Here is a 16744-nt window from a genome sequence, read left to right on the forward strand (position 1 = left end):
TTAAGTTATGCAGGTTGCAAAGTTGGTGGTGTCTCCTGATCAATGTCGACCGGTGGGGTAGTTTCATCAACGTACCCACGCGACAATTGGGGCGGATAAGTGATGCCCAGGAATCGGGTAAACAGGCAAAGTGGGTGCAGCGTTGCCATTTCGTAGGGTCGGCCACTGGTAAAATAGCTGACCAGGAACAGGAAAAAGAGGTAAGCGGCCATCACCTCAACCTCGGTTTTGCCTCCGTAGTAGGCCACTTTAAGGGATTCTTTCCCTAACTGATAAAAGATAAAAGCGTAGAGCAGGAAGCCAAAAATGCCTTGATTGATCAGGGTTTCCAGCACAGGAATATCCATAAAGAAGAACTTATACCCATAGCCCATAATAAGCCCCAGGGGGTCGCCCATCACGGCATAGGTCACGTACGTCCAGCTCATTACGCGGTTTACCGATGAACCATCAAATTCGGCCAGATCTCCTTTTTCGTTTTCAGCACCCAGCAGCGCCAGGATATTCTCGCTGAACCTGCCGAAAATCATATCGCCATACAGCGTAATGATTTCCCAGATTTCTGGTTTTACGATAACCAGGCCAATGAACGCTATAAAAGGCATTGAAATGACAATCAGCGAAATAGGGCTGGTGAGTGTTTTAAACAGTTTTTGGGGTGAAGAATGCCTCAGGTTAACCAGCAGGTAGATAACTGCCGTGACGACGGTGGATAGAATAGCCGATTTACTGAAAGTCAGCATCAGAATGATGATGTTGAATATGACGAGTGAAAGGGCAATTATTTTGATGAAAAACGATTGATCCCGCCGGTTCCCCCACATCAGGCAACACAATAAACCGATCTGTGCATTTCGGGAAAATACGTGCGGATTACCCATGCGTTCGCCGGGTTCGCCGAACTGGATAGCCGCCCGTTGACCCAGCGTCCAGTCGGGGTCGGTAATGAGTGCGATAACTAGACCTACATTGGAGATAAATGTGAAAAACACGCCTACAACGATAACATACCGGGTCATCTCATTGGGTACGTTGATGAGCAGAAGCATGAACATAAAGACGAACACGTAGTAGATCAGATCTTTACTACGCTCTCCCACCGCGATTTCGTTGAACAGGAAAGAATACAGTACGCACATGATAACAAAAGCCATCAGAGCGTTGAAAACGGGCATATTGGGCATGTAAAGTTTCCTAAGTACTGTACTCGGAATCATCATTGCGAGCCCTATCAGGAGGAATGCGGCTGTAACGTTGGTATTTCCAGGCGCCAGCATCAGGGTTTCCTTAACGAAGAAAAAAAGAGGAGAGCCATCCAGCACGATGAACATGCCCAGGCATATTCGAATCATGGCCCATTTGTGCAGGAAATTACGCATTGGATTGACGTAGAGTTAATCGGTGGTAGATGTAACGAAATTGCCCACGGGCCAGAAACCAAAGCAATTTACGAACCCGGCTGTAACGCCGCCAAAGGTTTCCGCTTAGTCGGCTGGCCAATTGGGGTTGGTAGCGTTCGCTGATTTGCTTGTGTTCGCTGATACCAACGGTAGCAGCAATCTGCGATGATTTAGCGTCGGGCTGAATCCGAAATCCACCCCAGAAGCCAGGTACGTGCCGGAACCGAACACCGGGTTGAACGCCTAGCCTGGTTACGATTTCGTAATCCATCACAAACCGAAGCGATTCATCGAGCCAGCCACTTTCGGACAGTAAAGTACGGCGGATAAAAAGCGACTGGTTAAAAACCTGCATGCCTTCGTATACCTGACAGCCCGCGCTGAAGGTTGGTACGCGCAATTCTTCCAGAATAACGTCCTGCTCATCGATGATGTACATATCGCCGAAGAAAACATCGGTATCCGGCGATTTTTGCCAGGCTTCGGCTACTTTCCAAAGGGCATTGGGTGCAAATACATCGTCGGAGTTCTGGTAGGCAACGTAGTCGCCGGTGGCGCGGCGAAACCCTTTATTGATGGCATTGGTCTGTCCGCTGTCTTTTTCCATCACCCAGTCGGTCAGGTACTCACTATATTTTTCCAGTACGGCCCGTGTGCCATCGGTAGAGCCGCCATCAATGACAAAAAACTCCAGATTCGGATACTGCTGATTCAACACGCTGATAATGGTCCGTTCCAGGTATTCTGCCTGGTTGTAGGAAGGAGTCACCACCGTAAGCCTGGGCAACGCTCCCGACAGCCGGGCCGGGCCGGGCGGTTGGGGGGCAGCCGTGACGAAACCATGAAGCGATTTACGTTGTGTATCGGTGAGTGATGAAGTAGGCACAGGTTAGTCTAAAAAGTCAGAGAATCAGCTTAACTGGTTGTAGAGAAACTGCGTTTTGGCGGCGGTTTTTTCCCACGAAAAATCAGCGAGTCGTTGTGTGCCTTTTAAGCGCAACTCTTGCTGTAGTATCTTGTCTGTTAGTACTTTTTCAACGGCAAGGGCTATCGATTCATCCTGCTCGGGGTCAAAATACAGGGCAGCGTCGGCCCCTACTTCGGGCAACGAACTACGATTGCTCAAAATGGCCGGGCAGCCCGCGCTAAAAGCTTCTAATACCGGAATACCAAACCCTTCGTTGAGCGAGGGAAAGACAAAGGCTTCGGCCTGATGGTAAAGTTCGTAGAGCGACAGGTCGGTGATGGATCTATAATGAACCCGGTTCCCGAAACCTGACGCCTGAAAGCTGTTTTTCTCGGCATTGTCGAAAGCCCCGCCGCCCGCGCAGATCAAGTGCAAATCGGGGTGTTGCTTGAAAACAGGTGCCAGAGCGCGGAAAAAGGCCTCGAAGTTTTTGTAAAGCCCCCGTTTACCCACGTAAAGCAGATACGGATAAGCACCGGGTACGCGTGGAATAGCCGACCGTTGGCGACTGAATGCGGTTGCCAGGTGAATGACTTCGATTTTCTGTTCGTCGACCGAAAAAAAGCGTAGTATTTCCTGTTTCGAAAATTCGGAGACAGCAATGATTTTGTCGGCGCGTTCCAACTGAATCTTCTTGGCGGCTGTCAAATGTTCACCCACATCAGGGTACTGCTTCCCGTAGCGTTCGCTGGTGGCATCGTGGAACGTGACCACCAGGGGTTTTTTGCCCAGATTGCGCAGGAAATAATTGTGGTAGTAAGTGGGATGGAATACGCTAAAATCGCCGGTACGTACCCGCTTGATGCTATATAACCGATTTACGGCTGAAGCTAATCGACTAACATTACGCCAATGCGATAAGCCGTAGCGACGATGGTTGCTGAACGAAGCTTTGTCGAGGTACTCGTTGTTTGAGAACTGAAGCGACAGCTCAAAGTCAATATCATCCCGGTCTGCATACGCCTGCATTAGTTCGTAGAAGTACCGGGTAACACCCCCATAGGTCATGCCGGTGAAGGCCTGATGGTCATACAGTACTTTCATTTGTAACGAACGCGTGTTTGTATTTTTCTGAGAAATCGGCCGCAAATTAGCCAAAAACACTCGGTTTTTCCCAGAATTTCTAACGAGTGGTCCTGTTACTCAGCGATGAATGGGTGGCACGGGCACGTTATCTATCCAGTTGCTGAGGCGTTGCAATCGCTGTTTGGCCGAGCGTTGCCACCCGCGTATCACAATTGATTCTGGTTGCTGTCCGTAGGCAGGCGTTACCTGGCTCAGGTCGGGAAGAAGATGAGGTTTAAGGGTTTTTTTGTACAGGCTCAACAGGTTTTCAACATCGGGTCTTCTATTAATTCGGAGGCGATCCTGATGCTGAAATAAACCCTGGTCAGGCTGCATCAATCCCAGGAAATCGGCCGTGAGCAGGGGAACAGCATTTGGCTGTTGCGCGACTTGCCAGCCCGTGGGTGTAGTCGTTAGGAGGCGTTGGGGAAGGTTCCAGACAGCCACTTGTAGCCCTGCCTGTTTCACTATACGTACTTGTTCGAACAAGGCAGGTACGTGCATGAGCCAGAGTTGATCCAGGCATTGCCCTTCGCAGAAATTCAGGTGAGCCCGGTCGGCGGTGCGGCTTCTCCACCACGACAGCATTTTTTCGGTATCGGGATGGGGCCCGAAACCAATGAGTCCGCTGCTGTATAATCCTACGTTCTGAAGGTGCTTTTCGTCGGGTTGTCGATCGTCGGCGGGGGCGGTTAGCCAGTGTGGATTCAAGACAATACTGTGCTGGCTTATCTGCGCAAACAGCTCATTCAGCGAATGGTAAACCATGGCCGATGGGTCTAGGTAGAGTAACCCTTCGGGGCCAGTCTGTTTAAACGCTGCCTGGATGAATGCCGGTTTACAAGCCGCCCGAAAGGCCGTTGGCGTGTATCGGGCCGACAACGTAGCCACTTCCCCTGCCGACAAGCCCGCTTCGCTGAGGGTCAATAGTGGGTAGGGCGACACCCAATTGGCAGGCAACCGGGCAGGGTCGTCGGCTAGGCCAATGATAAATCGGCGATTTGGGTGATGTTGGGTAAAGCTTTCGCCAAGGGCAAGGGCCTGCGGCAGTTGAGCGATGGTACAGACGGTGAGCAGCATTATTCGAGAAGGTCGCCAGCGGCGGCGATAAAAGGTGCAAGCCGATTGGCGTCGGCATCGGCATACCGGTGATAGTGTCCCGCCAGCAAAGCCCGGCACACAGGAAGTAATCGCCCAACCCGGTTGTTGGGTAAGGTAGCCCGCATTGCGGTGTGGTTCAGCCGGTGTTGCAACTGGGCTAATCCCTGTGCTTTGGGGCCAACCCGTTCGATTAACATCGACAGAAGCGTTTGCCAGTTATCTTGCTTTTGCCGAAACGGGGCTAGTTTCAGCATCCGGTCGCGGTTGAAGCGATCTAGAAAACGAACGGGTGGGCCGTTTTCGGGTGGTTTCACGCCAATTTGCTGTTTAGGGTGGGTGCGATAGAGCTGAAGCGGTTCGGCCACGAACCCGATCTGATTGGTGGCGGCGGCTACCAGCGCCAGCCAGCCATCATAGACGTAGCCGCCAGGTACGTTGCCCGGAACAGGTAACGCCCGTTGCCGAAACGATTGGCGAAACGCCATAGCGCAGCCCATCACCCGATTTCCATTAAGCAGCACGTGCATAGCCCCGCCCTCCTGCCAGCCCTGCTGATCGCTGGTGCTGAACCGAACTACATCCCAGAATTGCCGGTCAGTTGGTGTCAGGTGCTGATCGGCGACGGTGGCGTTTCCAAAAACAACATCGTGTTGGGGCGTATTGATCAGGTACGTGGCCAGGGTGCGGGTTTTGTGCGGAAACCAGACATCGTCCTGATCGCACAAAAAAATAAGTTCACCGGTGCAGGCAGCGATGGCCTGACTGAAATTGCCGTTGTAGCCCAGGGGCTTTTCGTTGGCCAGAATAGTTACCGGGAAAGGGGCTGTTTGGGCCAGTTCGCGGACTAGAGCCAGCGTGCCATCGGTCGAACCATCGTCGCTGACGATCAGTTCGTTGGGAATCCATTCCTGTGCCAGCAGGCTATTCCATTGGTCGCGCAGGTACGATGCACCGTTGTAGGTGCAGAGCGCTACAGAGAGGCTGGGCCGCTGGTCAGATGGTGTATCCATACTGTGCAAAGATAGGTCGCCAATAGTCGGTACCGTGAATATCCCAGGCGTGACAGCCAAAGGGTAGCTTTCCTTTGTTGTATACCGAGATAGCCCGTTCGGGATAAAACTCAACGGCAAAGTGCATAGCCGTTCGGAAGTCAGGTACGTTCAAGTGTGGCCAATAGCGGTTCACTTCCACACCCCAGAACACGTCTTCATTGAACTGATGCATGGGTATGGCTTCGTAACTGGCCAGCCGCTTCTGCATGCGGCGTAGCGTTTTAAGCGAATGGGCCACGTGTCGCAAGGATAGTCCGCCGTTACCAACTCCGTTAAGGGTGGTGATTTCGCGCGGTGTTATGCCGTCTTCTTTTCGAAGGTTCAGCCAAAGGGCGACTTGCTTTTTGGCGTTGAACCAGTGTTCGGCCCAGGAACTGGTAAAGTCACAATCGCGAAGCCAGGGAGCACCCACATAATCGTATCCGCGTTTGCACCAGTCGAGCAATTCGTCGCGAAAAACAAAGGCGTCTAACTGATGAATAAGTATGTAGTCGAAATCGGTAAATGCTTCGTAGAAAGCGGGGGCCAACATCAGCCGGTTGTAGCTCTGCACCGACTTAAAATAATGGTCGCTGAATGATCGGGTTTGTACCGAGGCGGGTAGCGTTTGTAAGATCGGCGTTAGGTCGAGTGAAGCCGGCTTGGCGAAAATGACCGGAAAATGGCCCAGAACGCGCATACACTGCGTTAAAGCTACGCTTTCGTAAGGAGTCAGCGTTGCTTTATAAACCGGAATAACAATGCAAACACGCACGAATAGAGGGAGATAGGTAAAGAAGAACTGGGCTGACTGTCAGCATGACGAGTTGCAAAGGTACAGTAGGGTTACTCGTTCAGCCAATTCGTTCAAGTAGCTTCTGTACAGGTACGTTCAGCAGCTGACGAATACTGGTATAATAGAGAACGGGCGCGGGCTTGATATAGATGCAGGGGTAACCGCGGTATTCATCGTTCCCATTCTGAATCAGCCGATTATGATACAGTTGAAAAAGTGGTACCAGATCGGGGCGTTGTTCAAAGGTATAGCGGGTTTGGTATTTCGAGATCTCGTGGGGTTTTTGAACGCCGTAGCCACTGTAATGAAAAAACTGAAGGGGTGCGGTTTCGTTCGTGTCCGGATCCTGCACCAGCCAGGTGTTGTCCCGTTCGGTCAGCAGGCGTTCGTGGATATTCCAGTAGGCGACGTTATATCCCTTGTGCTTTTCGATGAGTACGTTGTCGTAATAAATCGGCGCAAAATTGACCCAGTGTTGATCGACGAAAAGGCCTTCGCAGAGGTCATTCCGGCATTCGTAGGTGAGCCGTTGCTGCCACCAGGCCACAAACTGCTGAGCGGTAGCATCGTTGCGCAGTCCGATAAAGCCGAGGTTGAAGATGCCGGTGTTGAGGTGGTGTTGCTCGTTGGGTGTTTCCCAGTCGGGGGTGGGGGCAATGGTGTGAGGTGTAATAACCAGGCTGTTGCTGTCCAGAGCAGCGGCCAGGCGGGTAAGGGGCTGAAAAACAATGATGTCGGGATCGAAATAGATAACGGCATCAGGCCGAGGTTCACTCCTGAAAAAGTAGTCGATGAAGAAAGGTTTTACCGCCGTGTTCAGCTCGGTGATGTCGTAGCGGTCGCACATACCCGCAAAATCCGGAATGCCGATTTTGGCAACCTCCAACATCGGATACTCGGGTATCAGGTGAGCGGGTAAGTTGGCCGTTTTGAGGTCATCGACCAGACCGATTACAAACTGCCAGTCGGGATTAGTCTGTTTCAGTGAATTGCCAAGGGTACGAGCCTGTGCGAGGTAATTCACGGAGCAAATGGTGAAAGCGAGCGTCATTTTTTGCGCGTAATGGCTTGTTCAACGGCCGGGACAAGGTTGGCAATCAGCGCCAGAAACTGATCGGTACTTTGTTGCAGACTGTGGCGCTGCCGAATTTTTTGCCGCAGGGTTTGCCCCTTCTGACGGCGAATATCGGCTCTTGTAACCAACTCCTGAAGCGCCTGGGTCATGGCCAAGAGATCGAGATAGGGAACCACCGCGCCGCCGTCGGTCTCTACCAATTCAGCCGCGCCACCAGCTCCGTCGAAGCAGACTACGGGTACGCCCGACAGGCCGGCTTCCAGCATCACGAGTGGGTAGGGGTCTTCGCGGGAGCAGAGAAGGAACAGGTCGAACCGCTCCATATACCGCAGCACATCGGGCGTGGGCGCTACAAACCGGACGCGGTTGGTGAGGTTGGCTTTAGCCACATCGAGGGTCAGGTCGTTGTGCAATGGTCCGGGCGGCAGGCCAACCCAGACGAAGTAAACGGGTGGCTGCTCTGCCGGAATTTGGTTGATCAGCATACGGGCCAATGATACAAACAAGTCGGTTCCCTTGCGCCACTCGGCATTGCCGCAGCCGCCCACCACAATAGCGTTTTCGGGTAGATTGTCGAGACCGGGCAGCGCTCCTTTTCGGGTTTTGGCTGCATCAAGCGCCTGCTGAATAGCGGGTAGGTCGATCAGGGTGAACAGAGTGATGCGGTTGGGCGATACGTGCCACACCGTCTCGTAATAGCGCGCTGTTGCTTTCGACACGGCCAAAATTCGGGTGGCGCGTTCGAGCAGATAACGCAGCTCATCGGGCTTCGTGTACTGATTCACCGACATGGCTAGTTCGTGTACGAAGGCCAGCACAGGTACGTTGTCAGAGACGGGCAACTGTTTGAAATAGTGTCCGCTCGTGACGGTATTCACCACCACCAGATCGATTGAGTCGAGTTGAAGGGCGGTATGGAGGGTTTCGCGCTGTTGTTGGTGTTGTCGGTCGGCTTGTTGTTGCCATAGGCCGAGCTTCCCCAGGATTTTGTCGGTAGTGGGGCCAACCACATATTTTTCGGGCTTTGGCCAGATGGTTACGGATGCCAGTTTTTCATAATCAGCCAGCAACGGGCCTCCTTCACCCAATAGCAGGAAAAGCGCAAAACCCTGCGCTTCGAGCCGTTGCATCAACTGGAGTAAGACCAACTGAGCACCAGCCCGGTTTGCGTCGTGACCGATAAGGAGAATAGTCATTAGGTGATCATTAAGCTTTTCTGTCATTAAGTGGTCATTAGATTGTCACTAAGTGTAAAAAGCAATGAATGACTATAATGACAATCAATGACCACTTAATGACAGCGAAGCACTTAATACGTATCGTAACTGGGCTGGGGAAGTTTTTTGGGCGGATTGCCGATGTAGACACCCCAGGGGTCTGAGTTTTTGTACAGCGCCGAAGCCATACCAAGCAAGGTTCCTTCGGCTACCGTCAGGTAATCGCGAATGGTGCTGTTTACGCCAAAAAAGCAGTAGGATTGAATGTGGCAATGTCCCGACATCACGACGTGTGACGTGAAAAATACGTGATCATCGATCCGGCCGTGGTGGCCAATATGGTTACCGCTCCACATCACCACGTTATTGCCAATGGTAGTAAATGGCTGAATGGTATTGTCTTCCAGAATAAAACAGTTCTCGCCAATCTGATTCCCGAATGTGGTGGCTTTCGAACTGATGTACGAAATGAACTCGTAGCCTTTGGCTTTGGCGGCGAGGTACACTTTTTCGCGATTGCGATTCATGTTTCGGCCTGTCATGGGCGCAAAGAACTGATAATCGGTTGGCGGGAAGAGGGTTTCTACATCCTCAAACGCCACAACGGGCAATCCTTTAAACGACTCTTCTTTCAGGTATTCGCGGTCGACGGTAAACGCCACAACGGTATGTTCAGAGTCGTTGGTGAGGTAAAAATGGGCCAGTTCAGCCGTATCGAGTACCCCGAAAATGATGATGTTAGCCATGGATGAATGAGTGAGTGACCGAATGGATGAGTAAGTGAAAGCTGCTCTACTGTAGCCTGAAAATGACATCAGGCAAAGCCGATTTTGCCCGTTCACTCATTCGCCTGTTCAGTAGTTGAAATAAGGTCAAATTGAGTGAGTAAGGGGCGAATGGCTTCTGCGTCGAGGTTCATCATTACATCTAAGATAGATAGCCAGGGCACAAACTCAATCGCGTTCATTTGTGGGTACGTTACCCGGTGAGGCTGAATGAAACGCAGTTCGCAACCGATTGGGTCAAAAGCCGCCTGATTGTACAACTCGGTTCCTCCAATTGGATTGATATAGCGATCGGCTCCTTCCTGCCGACAAATATCAACGATGCGCTCCTGTGCTTTTAGATGTCCGTTTTCGTAAACGGTCGAAGAAGCGACCAAACGGGTTGTGATGCCGAGGTAAGCCGTGATCTCGCTGAAACTGTGAAAGATGTAATCGGCAACCGAGACGTCGAGGTTGGCTCCGAAGTTAATAATTCGTTCTGTCATTGGCATGACAGCGGTGTATTGCGGTGCTTTTCGGTAGCTCTGCTCAATGGTTTTGAGCAGTTTGCTGCGCCATTTGGGGTCATTAGCAAGTTCTATTTCCCGAATGGCTTTGTTCTGACTTGCCTCTTTCAGTGGAATGGTAAACAAGTGGTCTTTTCCGTTCAGCAGAAGCCGGTTCCGGTTTACCCAACCCCGGTTGATAAACGCCACATCGTCGTAAAACACGAAGGTATCCACGGCGTTCATGAGCTGAATGTACCCGATATAGGGCAGCACATACGGCTGCATGATGGCGAGGGTCATGATGTGGTTAGTTAAGCTTACGAAGGTAATAGTCTTCTCCGGGCACTACTACATACGGCGAACGGGAAGCCGTATCGGTACCCAGCCGGATATCGCCGGGGCGGGGCGTGATCACATTTTTCGAGAAGAACAGGTACGTGGCTTCTTTCGGAATAGGTTGCACGCCTTTCTCGAATGGGTTGATCGGAATAAGTCGCCGGGTCAACTTAGAACCGTATAGCGGGTATTCATAGTCGTCGTTAATGGTACCGAGGGCTACCGTAGCTGTATCGGGCACCATATCGTCGAACCGTTTGTAAGGCAGGTACGTATCGGGACGTCCAACGGTCATGACCCGAACCCGATCGGCTTCAAAAACGGAGGGGAATTGATATCCATCGGGTGTTGTCCAGGCAAAAGGAAGGGCACGGATGTTTAGAAAAACACAGCCCAACGCCGATAAGGCACCGACAACCATGACCAAAGCAGCGTACGTTTTCAGGAGTGGCTTACCGGCAACGGAAAGATTCAGGCGCGGATTCAGGAATAACAGGGCCAGAAAAAGAATGCCGAATAGTCCTGTTTCGGTAAAATAGCGTCCTTTAAACGGGTCATAAGGAGCCGAGTAGGAGAGGGCTAGTAAATGAAGCAGCACCGCTATGCCCAGGTATACGTGCGGCGTTGAGCGGAATACGAAAAGCAGCGTCAGCACCAGCAGGGGAATGATGAGGCCAAAGCCCAGAATGCCCCAATACGGATTGGCGTTGTAGAAAACGAACTTCCGCTCGAAGGTGAAAGGGATGATCGAAAAGTCGGTCTCCTCGTCAAGGCGCATACGAAGCTTATCTTCCAGCCAGATAATGGGCTTCCGCATCGACCGGTTGATCGTTTCACCGGTAGCGGTATTACGCAACCCATCCAGGTTGATGTGGTCGTAGGTATAGCGCACCACATTGCGCGATCCCTGCTCAAAGAGGTTGCGTAGCGGTCCTGCCCGTTCAACAGATTGATGACGGAGAGCCGTTGGCGGGCCAATCGGATGTCCGAAAACGGCAATGTTTTTCAGGTAGCCCGTTGGCAGCATCCACAGGCAAACGCCCAAAGCGATGGAAGCGGCTAAACGCGCTGTTCGGGCCGCCGTTACGCCGATTGATCTTGACCAGAACACGGTATAGATCATGATCACAAACACCGAGGGCAACAACAGCGTGAAAGTCACTTTATGCCCATAAGCTACGCCAAAGGCAATGCCTGCCAGATAGAGGTAACGGTTGTCGCGCAGGGCGTCGGTTTGGCCATTTACAGTTTGAGCCGATGCCCGATAACTAAACAGCATGTAGAGCAACACGCTGAGGTAAGCGGTCAGTACAATATCCGTTTCAGTGGTAACCGCCTGCATCAGGAAGTCGGGCAGCAGGCTCATGCCCAACGCGGCCAGAAAACTGGCCGACAAAATGGTAGTCGGGTTTGTTTTTGCCTGAAGCTGTCCGATCCGCTGTACAATGCCAAAAACGGCCACAATGGTAGCCCAATACGACAGGTGATGAATGATCTTGAATCCGTTTTCAAACCGGCCGGTGATCAGATAACCGTAAATCTGAAGAGTACAAACGCTTTTCGGGTATGTGTCGATGTTCCAGTTAGTACCGCCGAAGTGCCGCATAGTACCGCGCTGCATATACTGCACTACCCGGTTCAGGTGGCCGGTCATGCTGTCCCATTCGTTGGGCACCGTAAACAGTACAATGGCCAGGTTGGTGACCGAAAGAACGAGCAGGGTCAGAAAGAGAACAGAAAACAGAATTTTCAGGTACGTTGGCAACCCTGCAAACCACTGTTGGCTTAGTTGCCAGCGTTGGCCAATCAGCGAAAGCGGTTTAATGGTCGTTTTTTGCTGAATTAACCTTTTCAGGCCAAACCCAATGATAGAGGCTGTACCGAACACCGAAAATGCCCAGACCCATTCGTGGTTGGTCTGGTACAGTGCCGACAATAAAAAGCCTGTTAATATGACACTACTGGTATAGAGAAGAAACGAAACCAGCAACCACTCAACCAGCGAAGGACGGGTGATGCGTGCAGCAAGCCAGCCGATGTAGGCGACAAAAAGCAGTAAAAAAATAGTCATTCTATACAGCTTCGGCCATTATGGCCTCATTAACAACCTGACAAATCCGGTTCACGTCAGCCTCGGCCAGGCTAGGGTATAACGGCAAGCTCAGCACCCGAAGCGCGATGTCTTCTGAAACGGGGCAGGGTTGGGCATTCTTGACGAACGGAAGCGTGTTAAGGGAGGGGTAAAAATAACGCCGGGGCACAATACCTTCAGCAGCTAAAGCGTCTGTTACAGTCAAGAGTGCTTGTTCAGAGCTGAGCACAATAGGGTAATACGCATAATTGTAGCGCGTCATGCCTGGCGACAGCATAGGCCGGCTGATTCGGGTGAAATCGAGCAGGCTATCGTATTGCTCAGAGATGGTTTTGCGAAGAGCAATCAGCGTATCTACCTTGGGCAATACACACAAACCCATGGCTGCGTGAAACTCCGATGCTTTAGCATTGATACCCATGCTGTAGTACTCGTCGCCGTGATGACCGAAAGTGCCGTAATGCTGCATCTTCTGGGCAAGCTCATCATCTGAGGTAATCAGGCAACCGCCTTCTACCGTATGAAAAACCTTCGTAGCGTGGAAACTACAGGTGCTCACATCGCCATAATCGAGTACGGCCCGTCCGTTATATTCGGCTCCAAAAGCATGCGCCCCGTCGTAAATAACTTTCAGATTATACTTTTTAGCCAGCGCTTCTATCTGCTCTACCCGGCAAGCGTTTCCGTATACGTGTGTAGCTAGAATAGCCTGGGTGTTTTCGGTGATTAGCGGCTCAATAAGATCGGCATCAATGCAAAAATCGTCGGCCCGAATGTCGGCAAAAACAGGGGTACAGCCTTCCCAAAGCAGCACATTGGTAGTAGCACAGTAAGAAAAAGGCGTAGTAATGACTTCTTTGGTGATGTTCAGCGCCTTGAGGGCCAACTGCAACACCACGGTTCCATTGGTGGCGTATTGCAGGTTTTTAATGCCCAGATACGCCTTCATGTCGCCTTCTAACTGCCTGACTAGTGGGCCATTGTTGGTCAGGTGAACGCGCTCCCATACTCCTTCCAGCAGGCGGGTGTATTCGGTAAGATCTGGTAAATAGGATTTGGTGACGTTAATCATGGGCGGTGGTTGCTAGGAAACAGGCTGTCAACAATAACAACCGGTATCGCCGTCAAAAATACGGTGCAATACGGGGAAAACGCCTACCGTATGTCAATGATCGGTTCCTGAGCATGAACACGGAACGGAAACTGAGGCCGGACGTACCCAGGCCATTTGCCATACCAGGCTACTCCTTCCCGGAAATCTTCAACATCGAAGGTGATTCCTTCTTCCATGTTGTAGAGCGGGGTAACAGTATCTTTCACGATCATTACGGAGATGGTGTAGGTACCATCGTTCAGGAAATAACCGGGAATGATACACTCGCCCTGAATGAGCCCTTTACCATAGGCCGTTGACTCACTACCTACGTTGAAGATGCATTCGCCCGTGAGTGAATACAGGTGTAGGCTCAGGTTCAGGTTGGCACGGTCCATCATGTTCCAGAACTCAAACTGAACCCGCATGGGCGTTCTCACGTCGATGTGCGTTGTTCCAGGCTGATAGTCTGGGAGTAGTTCCATACGCCGAACCCGCACCAGATCATTGCCGGGGGCTTCTTCGGGGGTTTCCCACTCGCGACGCAGCCGGGTACGTGACACTTTGCTCAGATAAGAAGCCACCACCTGATTGGTTTCACCCTGTTCAATAAGCTGCCCTTTTTCGAAGTAGAGCGTTTTATTGCACAGCGCCTGCACAGCGGTCAGGTTGTGGCTCACGAACAAGATCGTGCGTCCGCTTGCTGAGTTGTCGCGCATTTTACCCAGGCTTTTCTTCTGGAAATCGGCATCACCAACGGCCAATACTTCATCCACGATCATAATTTCGGGATTCAGGTGGGCCGAAATGGCAAAACCAAGGCGAACATACATGCCCGACGAGTAGCGTTTAACGGGGGTATCCAGGAAGCGTTCTACGCCGGCAAAGGCCACGATCTCGTCGAATGATCTCCGAATTTCGTCGCGCCGCATTCCCAGCAGTGAACCGTTCAGGTAGATATTCTCGCGGCCGGTTAGCTCGGGGTGAAAACCAGTACCTACTTCGAGCAAACTGGCTACCCGCCCTTTGATTCGGACCGAGCCGCTAGTCGGTTCAACAATTTTACTGAGAATTTTCAGGAGGGTAGACTTGCCGGCGCCGTTGTGGCCAACAATGCCAACGCGATCACCCTGTTCTACCGAGAAATTAACATCCCGCAGAGCCCAAAACTCCTCGTGCGTCATTTCATCATCGGCTTCCGAAGAGCCAAACCAACCTTTTACCGTACCAGTAATAGCGTCGCGCAGGCTACTGGAACCTTTGCTTCGTTTATGGTCAATGATGTAGTGTTTACTTATATTTTCTACCGTGATGACGGACATGACGCTGATAGTTAAATATCATCGACGAACGTACTTTCCCGCTTTCGGAAAAACACGACCGACAAACCTAAGCAGACCAGACTAATGGCCACCGAATATACTAAACTCTGCGGATTAAGGTGCGTTTTGCCGCCAAGCAGCGACCACCTGAATCCATCAATGATACCCACCATCGGATTCATGATGTAGTATTTCTCATACCATTCGCCGGAAACCTGTGAGCTACTGTAGGCGATAGGGCAAACGTAAAACCCAACCTGCACCAGAAATGGAATGAGCTGGGCCACATCCCGAAAACGCACGTTGATAACCGCAAAAAATAAGCCGAAGGCGAAGGCTGCCAACAAGGCCAACGCCACAAAAAAGGGCATTAGCAGAATGTGCCAATCGGGGATAAACTGATACCAAATGGCAATGACCACAAACAAAACCAGCGCAATCAGAAAATCGACCAGGCTGACGGCCACGGCACTCAAGGGCATGAGCAAACGCGGAAAATAAACCTTTGTGACCAAATTGGCATTGGTGGTAATGCTCGAACTGATCTGCGTAAAAGCGTTGGAAAAGAAGGTCCAGATCGTGATGCCGCCCAGTACCATCAGGGCATAGGGTACACCCGGATCGGGCCGTAGTTTGGCTACAACACTGAAGACGAATGCCATCACCAGCATTGTAGCCAACGGCCGAATTAAGCTCCACGACGCACCAAGGGCAGTTTGCTTATAGCGAACTGATATGTCGCGCACCGACAAAATGTATAGCAACTCCCGGTTCTGCCATAAATCACGCCAATAATACCGTTCGGGACGGCCCGCCTCAATAACTACTTCGTGGATTCTCATTCCTTAATTATTCGCTGACATATTTCGCAATGTCTCCCGGATAAAGACAATCACAATACCAAGTACCAGCCCTATGGCCAAACCAGCCTGCATGGCAATTCGGGCAGGGATGGTAGCATACAGCGGTAAAATAACCGGTTCGATAATGGTAAACAGTGGTTGCTCACGAATCAGCGACAGGCGCAGGTTATCTAAGCTGGTGACCGCTGCGTAGTACTGTTGCGTCAGGAATGACGAACTACGGCTAAGCCGGCTCTCCCGAAGTTGCCCTTCAGCCACGACCACTTGCTGGTTCTGGTTCAGGTAACTGGCTAGTTTATCTTCCGTACCAGTCAATTTGGCGTATAACGAATCGACCCGACGCTCAAGCAGTTTTTTCATATCCTGCGTCTTCTTCGTCTGCTTGTCTTTGTAGTCTTTCTCAACCGTGACGATATGGTTCTCGGCGAAAGCTTTAGCCAGCTCAACATGCTCCATCTCGGCGATAAGCGACATGAATGATGATTTGCGATCTACCTGTTTGATCGATAATTCATCGGCGAGCCTAGTATGAATATCGGCCATAGCGGCAATTTCCAGCTTGGTAAAGTCTTTCCGCAACTTGGCTTCTTTAAATGTGAAGTTGCGCAGTTCCTCGCTTTCTTCCCATTCTTTATCCCGAATGCCGCTATGTTGCATGTAGTAGTTGACCAGCAAGTGCGATGTATCATTGATAACTACTGTTTTCATCAATGTGGTCTCAATAACAGGCCGCGATTTGGTGTACAACATGAAGTTGTCACCTGTAAAAATGCTGGCTTCGGGCGCAGATTGCCCCAGGCCAAATGCACTGGCGAGTGCACCTAACTCGGCCATTTGACCGCCACCGCCGCTACCACCGCCACCTAAGTTGAAGATGATCTTACCAGCGTACACCGTTTTTTTAGTCGATGTGGCGTCAATTGTATAGCCAATCGCACCACTGATCACAATAAGGCCAAGCAGTAACATCCAGTTACGCTTCACGATATGCTGAAACTTCTTGGCCCGAGCAATCACCTCTTTTGGCGAAAGCTGATCGGGTGGCAAACCAGTTGTTGACACAACCGGTGAATTGATCTGATTAGGCGTGTTCATACGTGATGTTGTTTGCTA

At 51.3% G+C, this 16744-nt stretch carries 15 protein-coding genes; all 15 read right to left on the minus strand.

What is annotated here, in order from left to right; translation table 11 throughout:
• Positions 1-5 precede the first annotated feature (5 nt).
• The gene (locus tag ACAW87_RS03485) at positions 6-1379 is read right to left on the minus strand and encodes an O-antigen ligase family protein (RefSeq protein WP_370721754.1); all 1374 of its coding nucleotides are present in this window, start codon (positions 1377-1379) and stop codon (positions 6-8) included.
• Positions 1372-2286: a glycosyltransferase family 2 protein gene (locus tag ACAW87_RS03490; RefSeq protein WP_370721755.1), complete on the minus strand. Its 915-nt coding sequence runs from the start codon at positions 2284-2286 to the stop codon at positions 1372-1374. Before ACAW87_RS03490 ends, ACAW87_RS03485 begins: the two co-directional genes overlap by 8 nt.
• A 24-nt stretch (positions 2287-2310) precedes the next feature.
• Positions 2311-3411, minus strand: a complete 1101-nt coding sequence (locus ACAW87_RS03495) for a glycosyltransferase family 4 protein (protein ID WP_370721756.1) — start codon at positions 3409-3411, stop codon at positions 2311-2313.
• A gap of 99 nt (positions 3412-3510) precedes the next feature.
• Entirely contained in the window at positions 3511-4512 is a 1002-nt protein-coding gene (locus ACAW87_RS03500; protein ID WP_370721757.1) for a hypothetical protein, read from the minus strand.
• A complete protein-coding gene (locus ACAW87_RS03505; protein ID WP_370721758.1) occupies positions 4512-5543 on the minus strand; it encodes a glycosyltransferase family 2 protein in 1032 nt (343 codons plus the stop codon). The genes ACAW87_RS03500 and ACAW87_RS03505 overlap by 1 nt, the downstream gene beginning before the upstream one ends.
• Complete coding sequence (locus ACAW87_RS03510) at positions 5527-6339, minus strand: DUF5672 family protein (RefSeq protein ID WP_370721759.1); 813 nt, start codon at positions 6337-6339, stop codon at positions 5527-5529. The genes ACAW87_RS03505 and ACAW87_RS03510 overlap by 17 nt, the downstream gene beginning before the upstream one ends.
• 79 nt (positions 6340-6418) lie before the next feature.
• Complete coding sequence (locus tag ACAW87_RS03515; RefSeq protein ID WP_370721760.1) at positions 6419-7411, minus strand: glycosyltransferase family protein; 993 nt, start codon at positions 7409-7411, stop codon at positions 6419-6421.
• Positions 7408-8631 (minus strand): glycosyltransferase family 4 protein, encoded by a 1224-nt coding sequence (locus ACAW87_RS03520; protein ID WP_370721761.1) that lies wholly within the window; start codon positions 8629-8631, stop codon positions 7408-7410. The genes ACAW87_RS03515 and ACAW87_RS03520 overlap by 4 nt, the downstream gene beginning before the upstream one ends.
• A 113-nt stretch (positions 8632-8744) precedes the next feature.
• Entirely contained in the window at positions 8745-9398 is a 654-nt protein-coding gene (locus tag ACAW87_RS03525; protein WP_370721762.1) for an acetyltransferase, read from the minus strand.
• 92 nt (positions 9399-9490) lie between these two features.
• Positions 9491-10225: a WbqC family protein gene (locus ACAW87_RS03530; protein ID WP_370721763.1), complete on the minus strand. Its 735-nt coding sequence runs from the start codon at positions 10223-10225 to the stop codon at positions 9491-9493.
• A gap of 7 nt (positions 10226-10232) precedes the next feature.
• Complete coding sequence (locus ACAW87_RS03535; protein WP_370721764.1) at positions 10233-12332, minus strand: protein O-mannosyl-transferase family; 2100 nt, start codon at positions 12330-12332, stop codon at positions 10233-10235.
• A 1-nt stretch (position 12333) separates the two neighbouring features.
• Positions 12334-13425 (minus strand): DegT/DnrJ/EryC1/StrS family aminotransferase, encoded by a 1092-nt coding sequence (locus ACAW87_RS03540; RefSeq protein WP_370721765.1) that lies wholly within the window; start codon positions 13423-13425, stop codon positions 12334-12336.
• Between the two features lie 83 nt (positions 13426-13508).
• Entirely contained in the window at positions 13509-14768 is a 1260-nt protein-coding gene (locus tag ACAW87_RS03545) for an ABC transporter ATP-binding protein (protein WP_370721766.1), read from the minus strand.
• A gap of 11 nt (positions 14769-14779) precedes the next feature.
• Complete coding sequence (locus tag ACAW87_RS03550) at positions 14780-15610, minus strand: ABC transporter permease (protein WP_370721767.1); 831 nt, start codon at positions 15608-15610, stop codon at positions 14780-14782.
• A gap of 3 nt (positions 15611-15613) precedes the next feature.
• Complete coding sequence (locus ACAW87_RS03555; protein WP_370721768.1) at positions 15614-16726, minus strand: GumC domain-containing protein; 1113 nt, start codon at positions 16724-16726, stop codon at positions 15614-15616.
• Positions 16727-16744: the final 18 nt, after the last annotated feature.

It is taken from the genome of Fibrella aquatica, assembly GCF_041321135.1.
Taxonomy (GTDB): Bacteria; Bacteroidota; Bacteroidia; order Cytophagales; family Spirosomataceae; genus Fibrella; species Fibrella aquatica.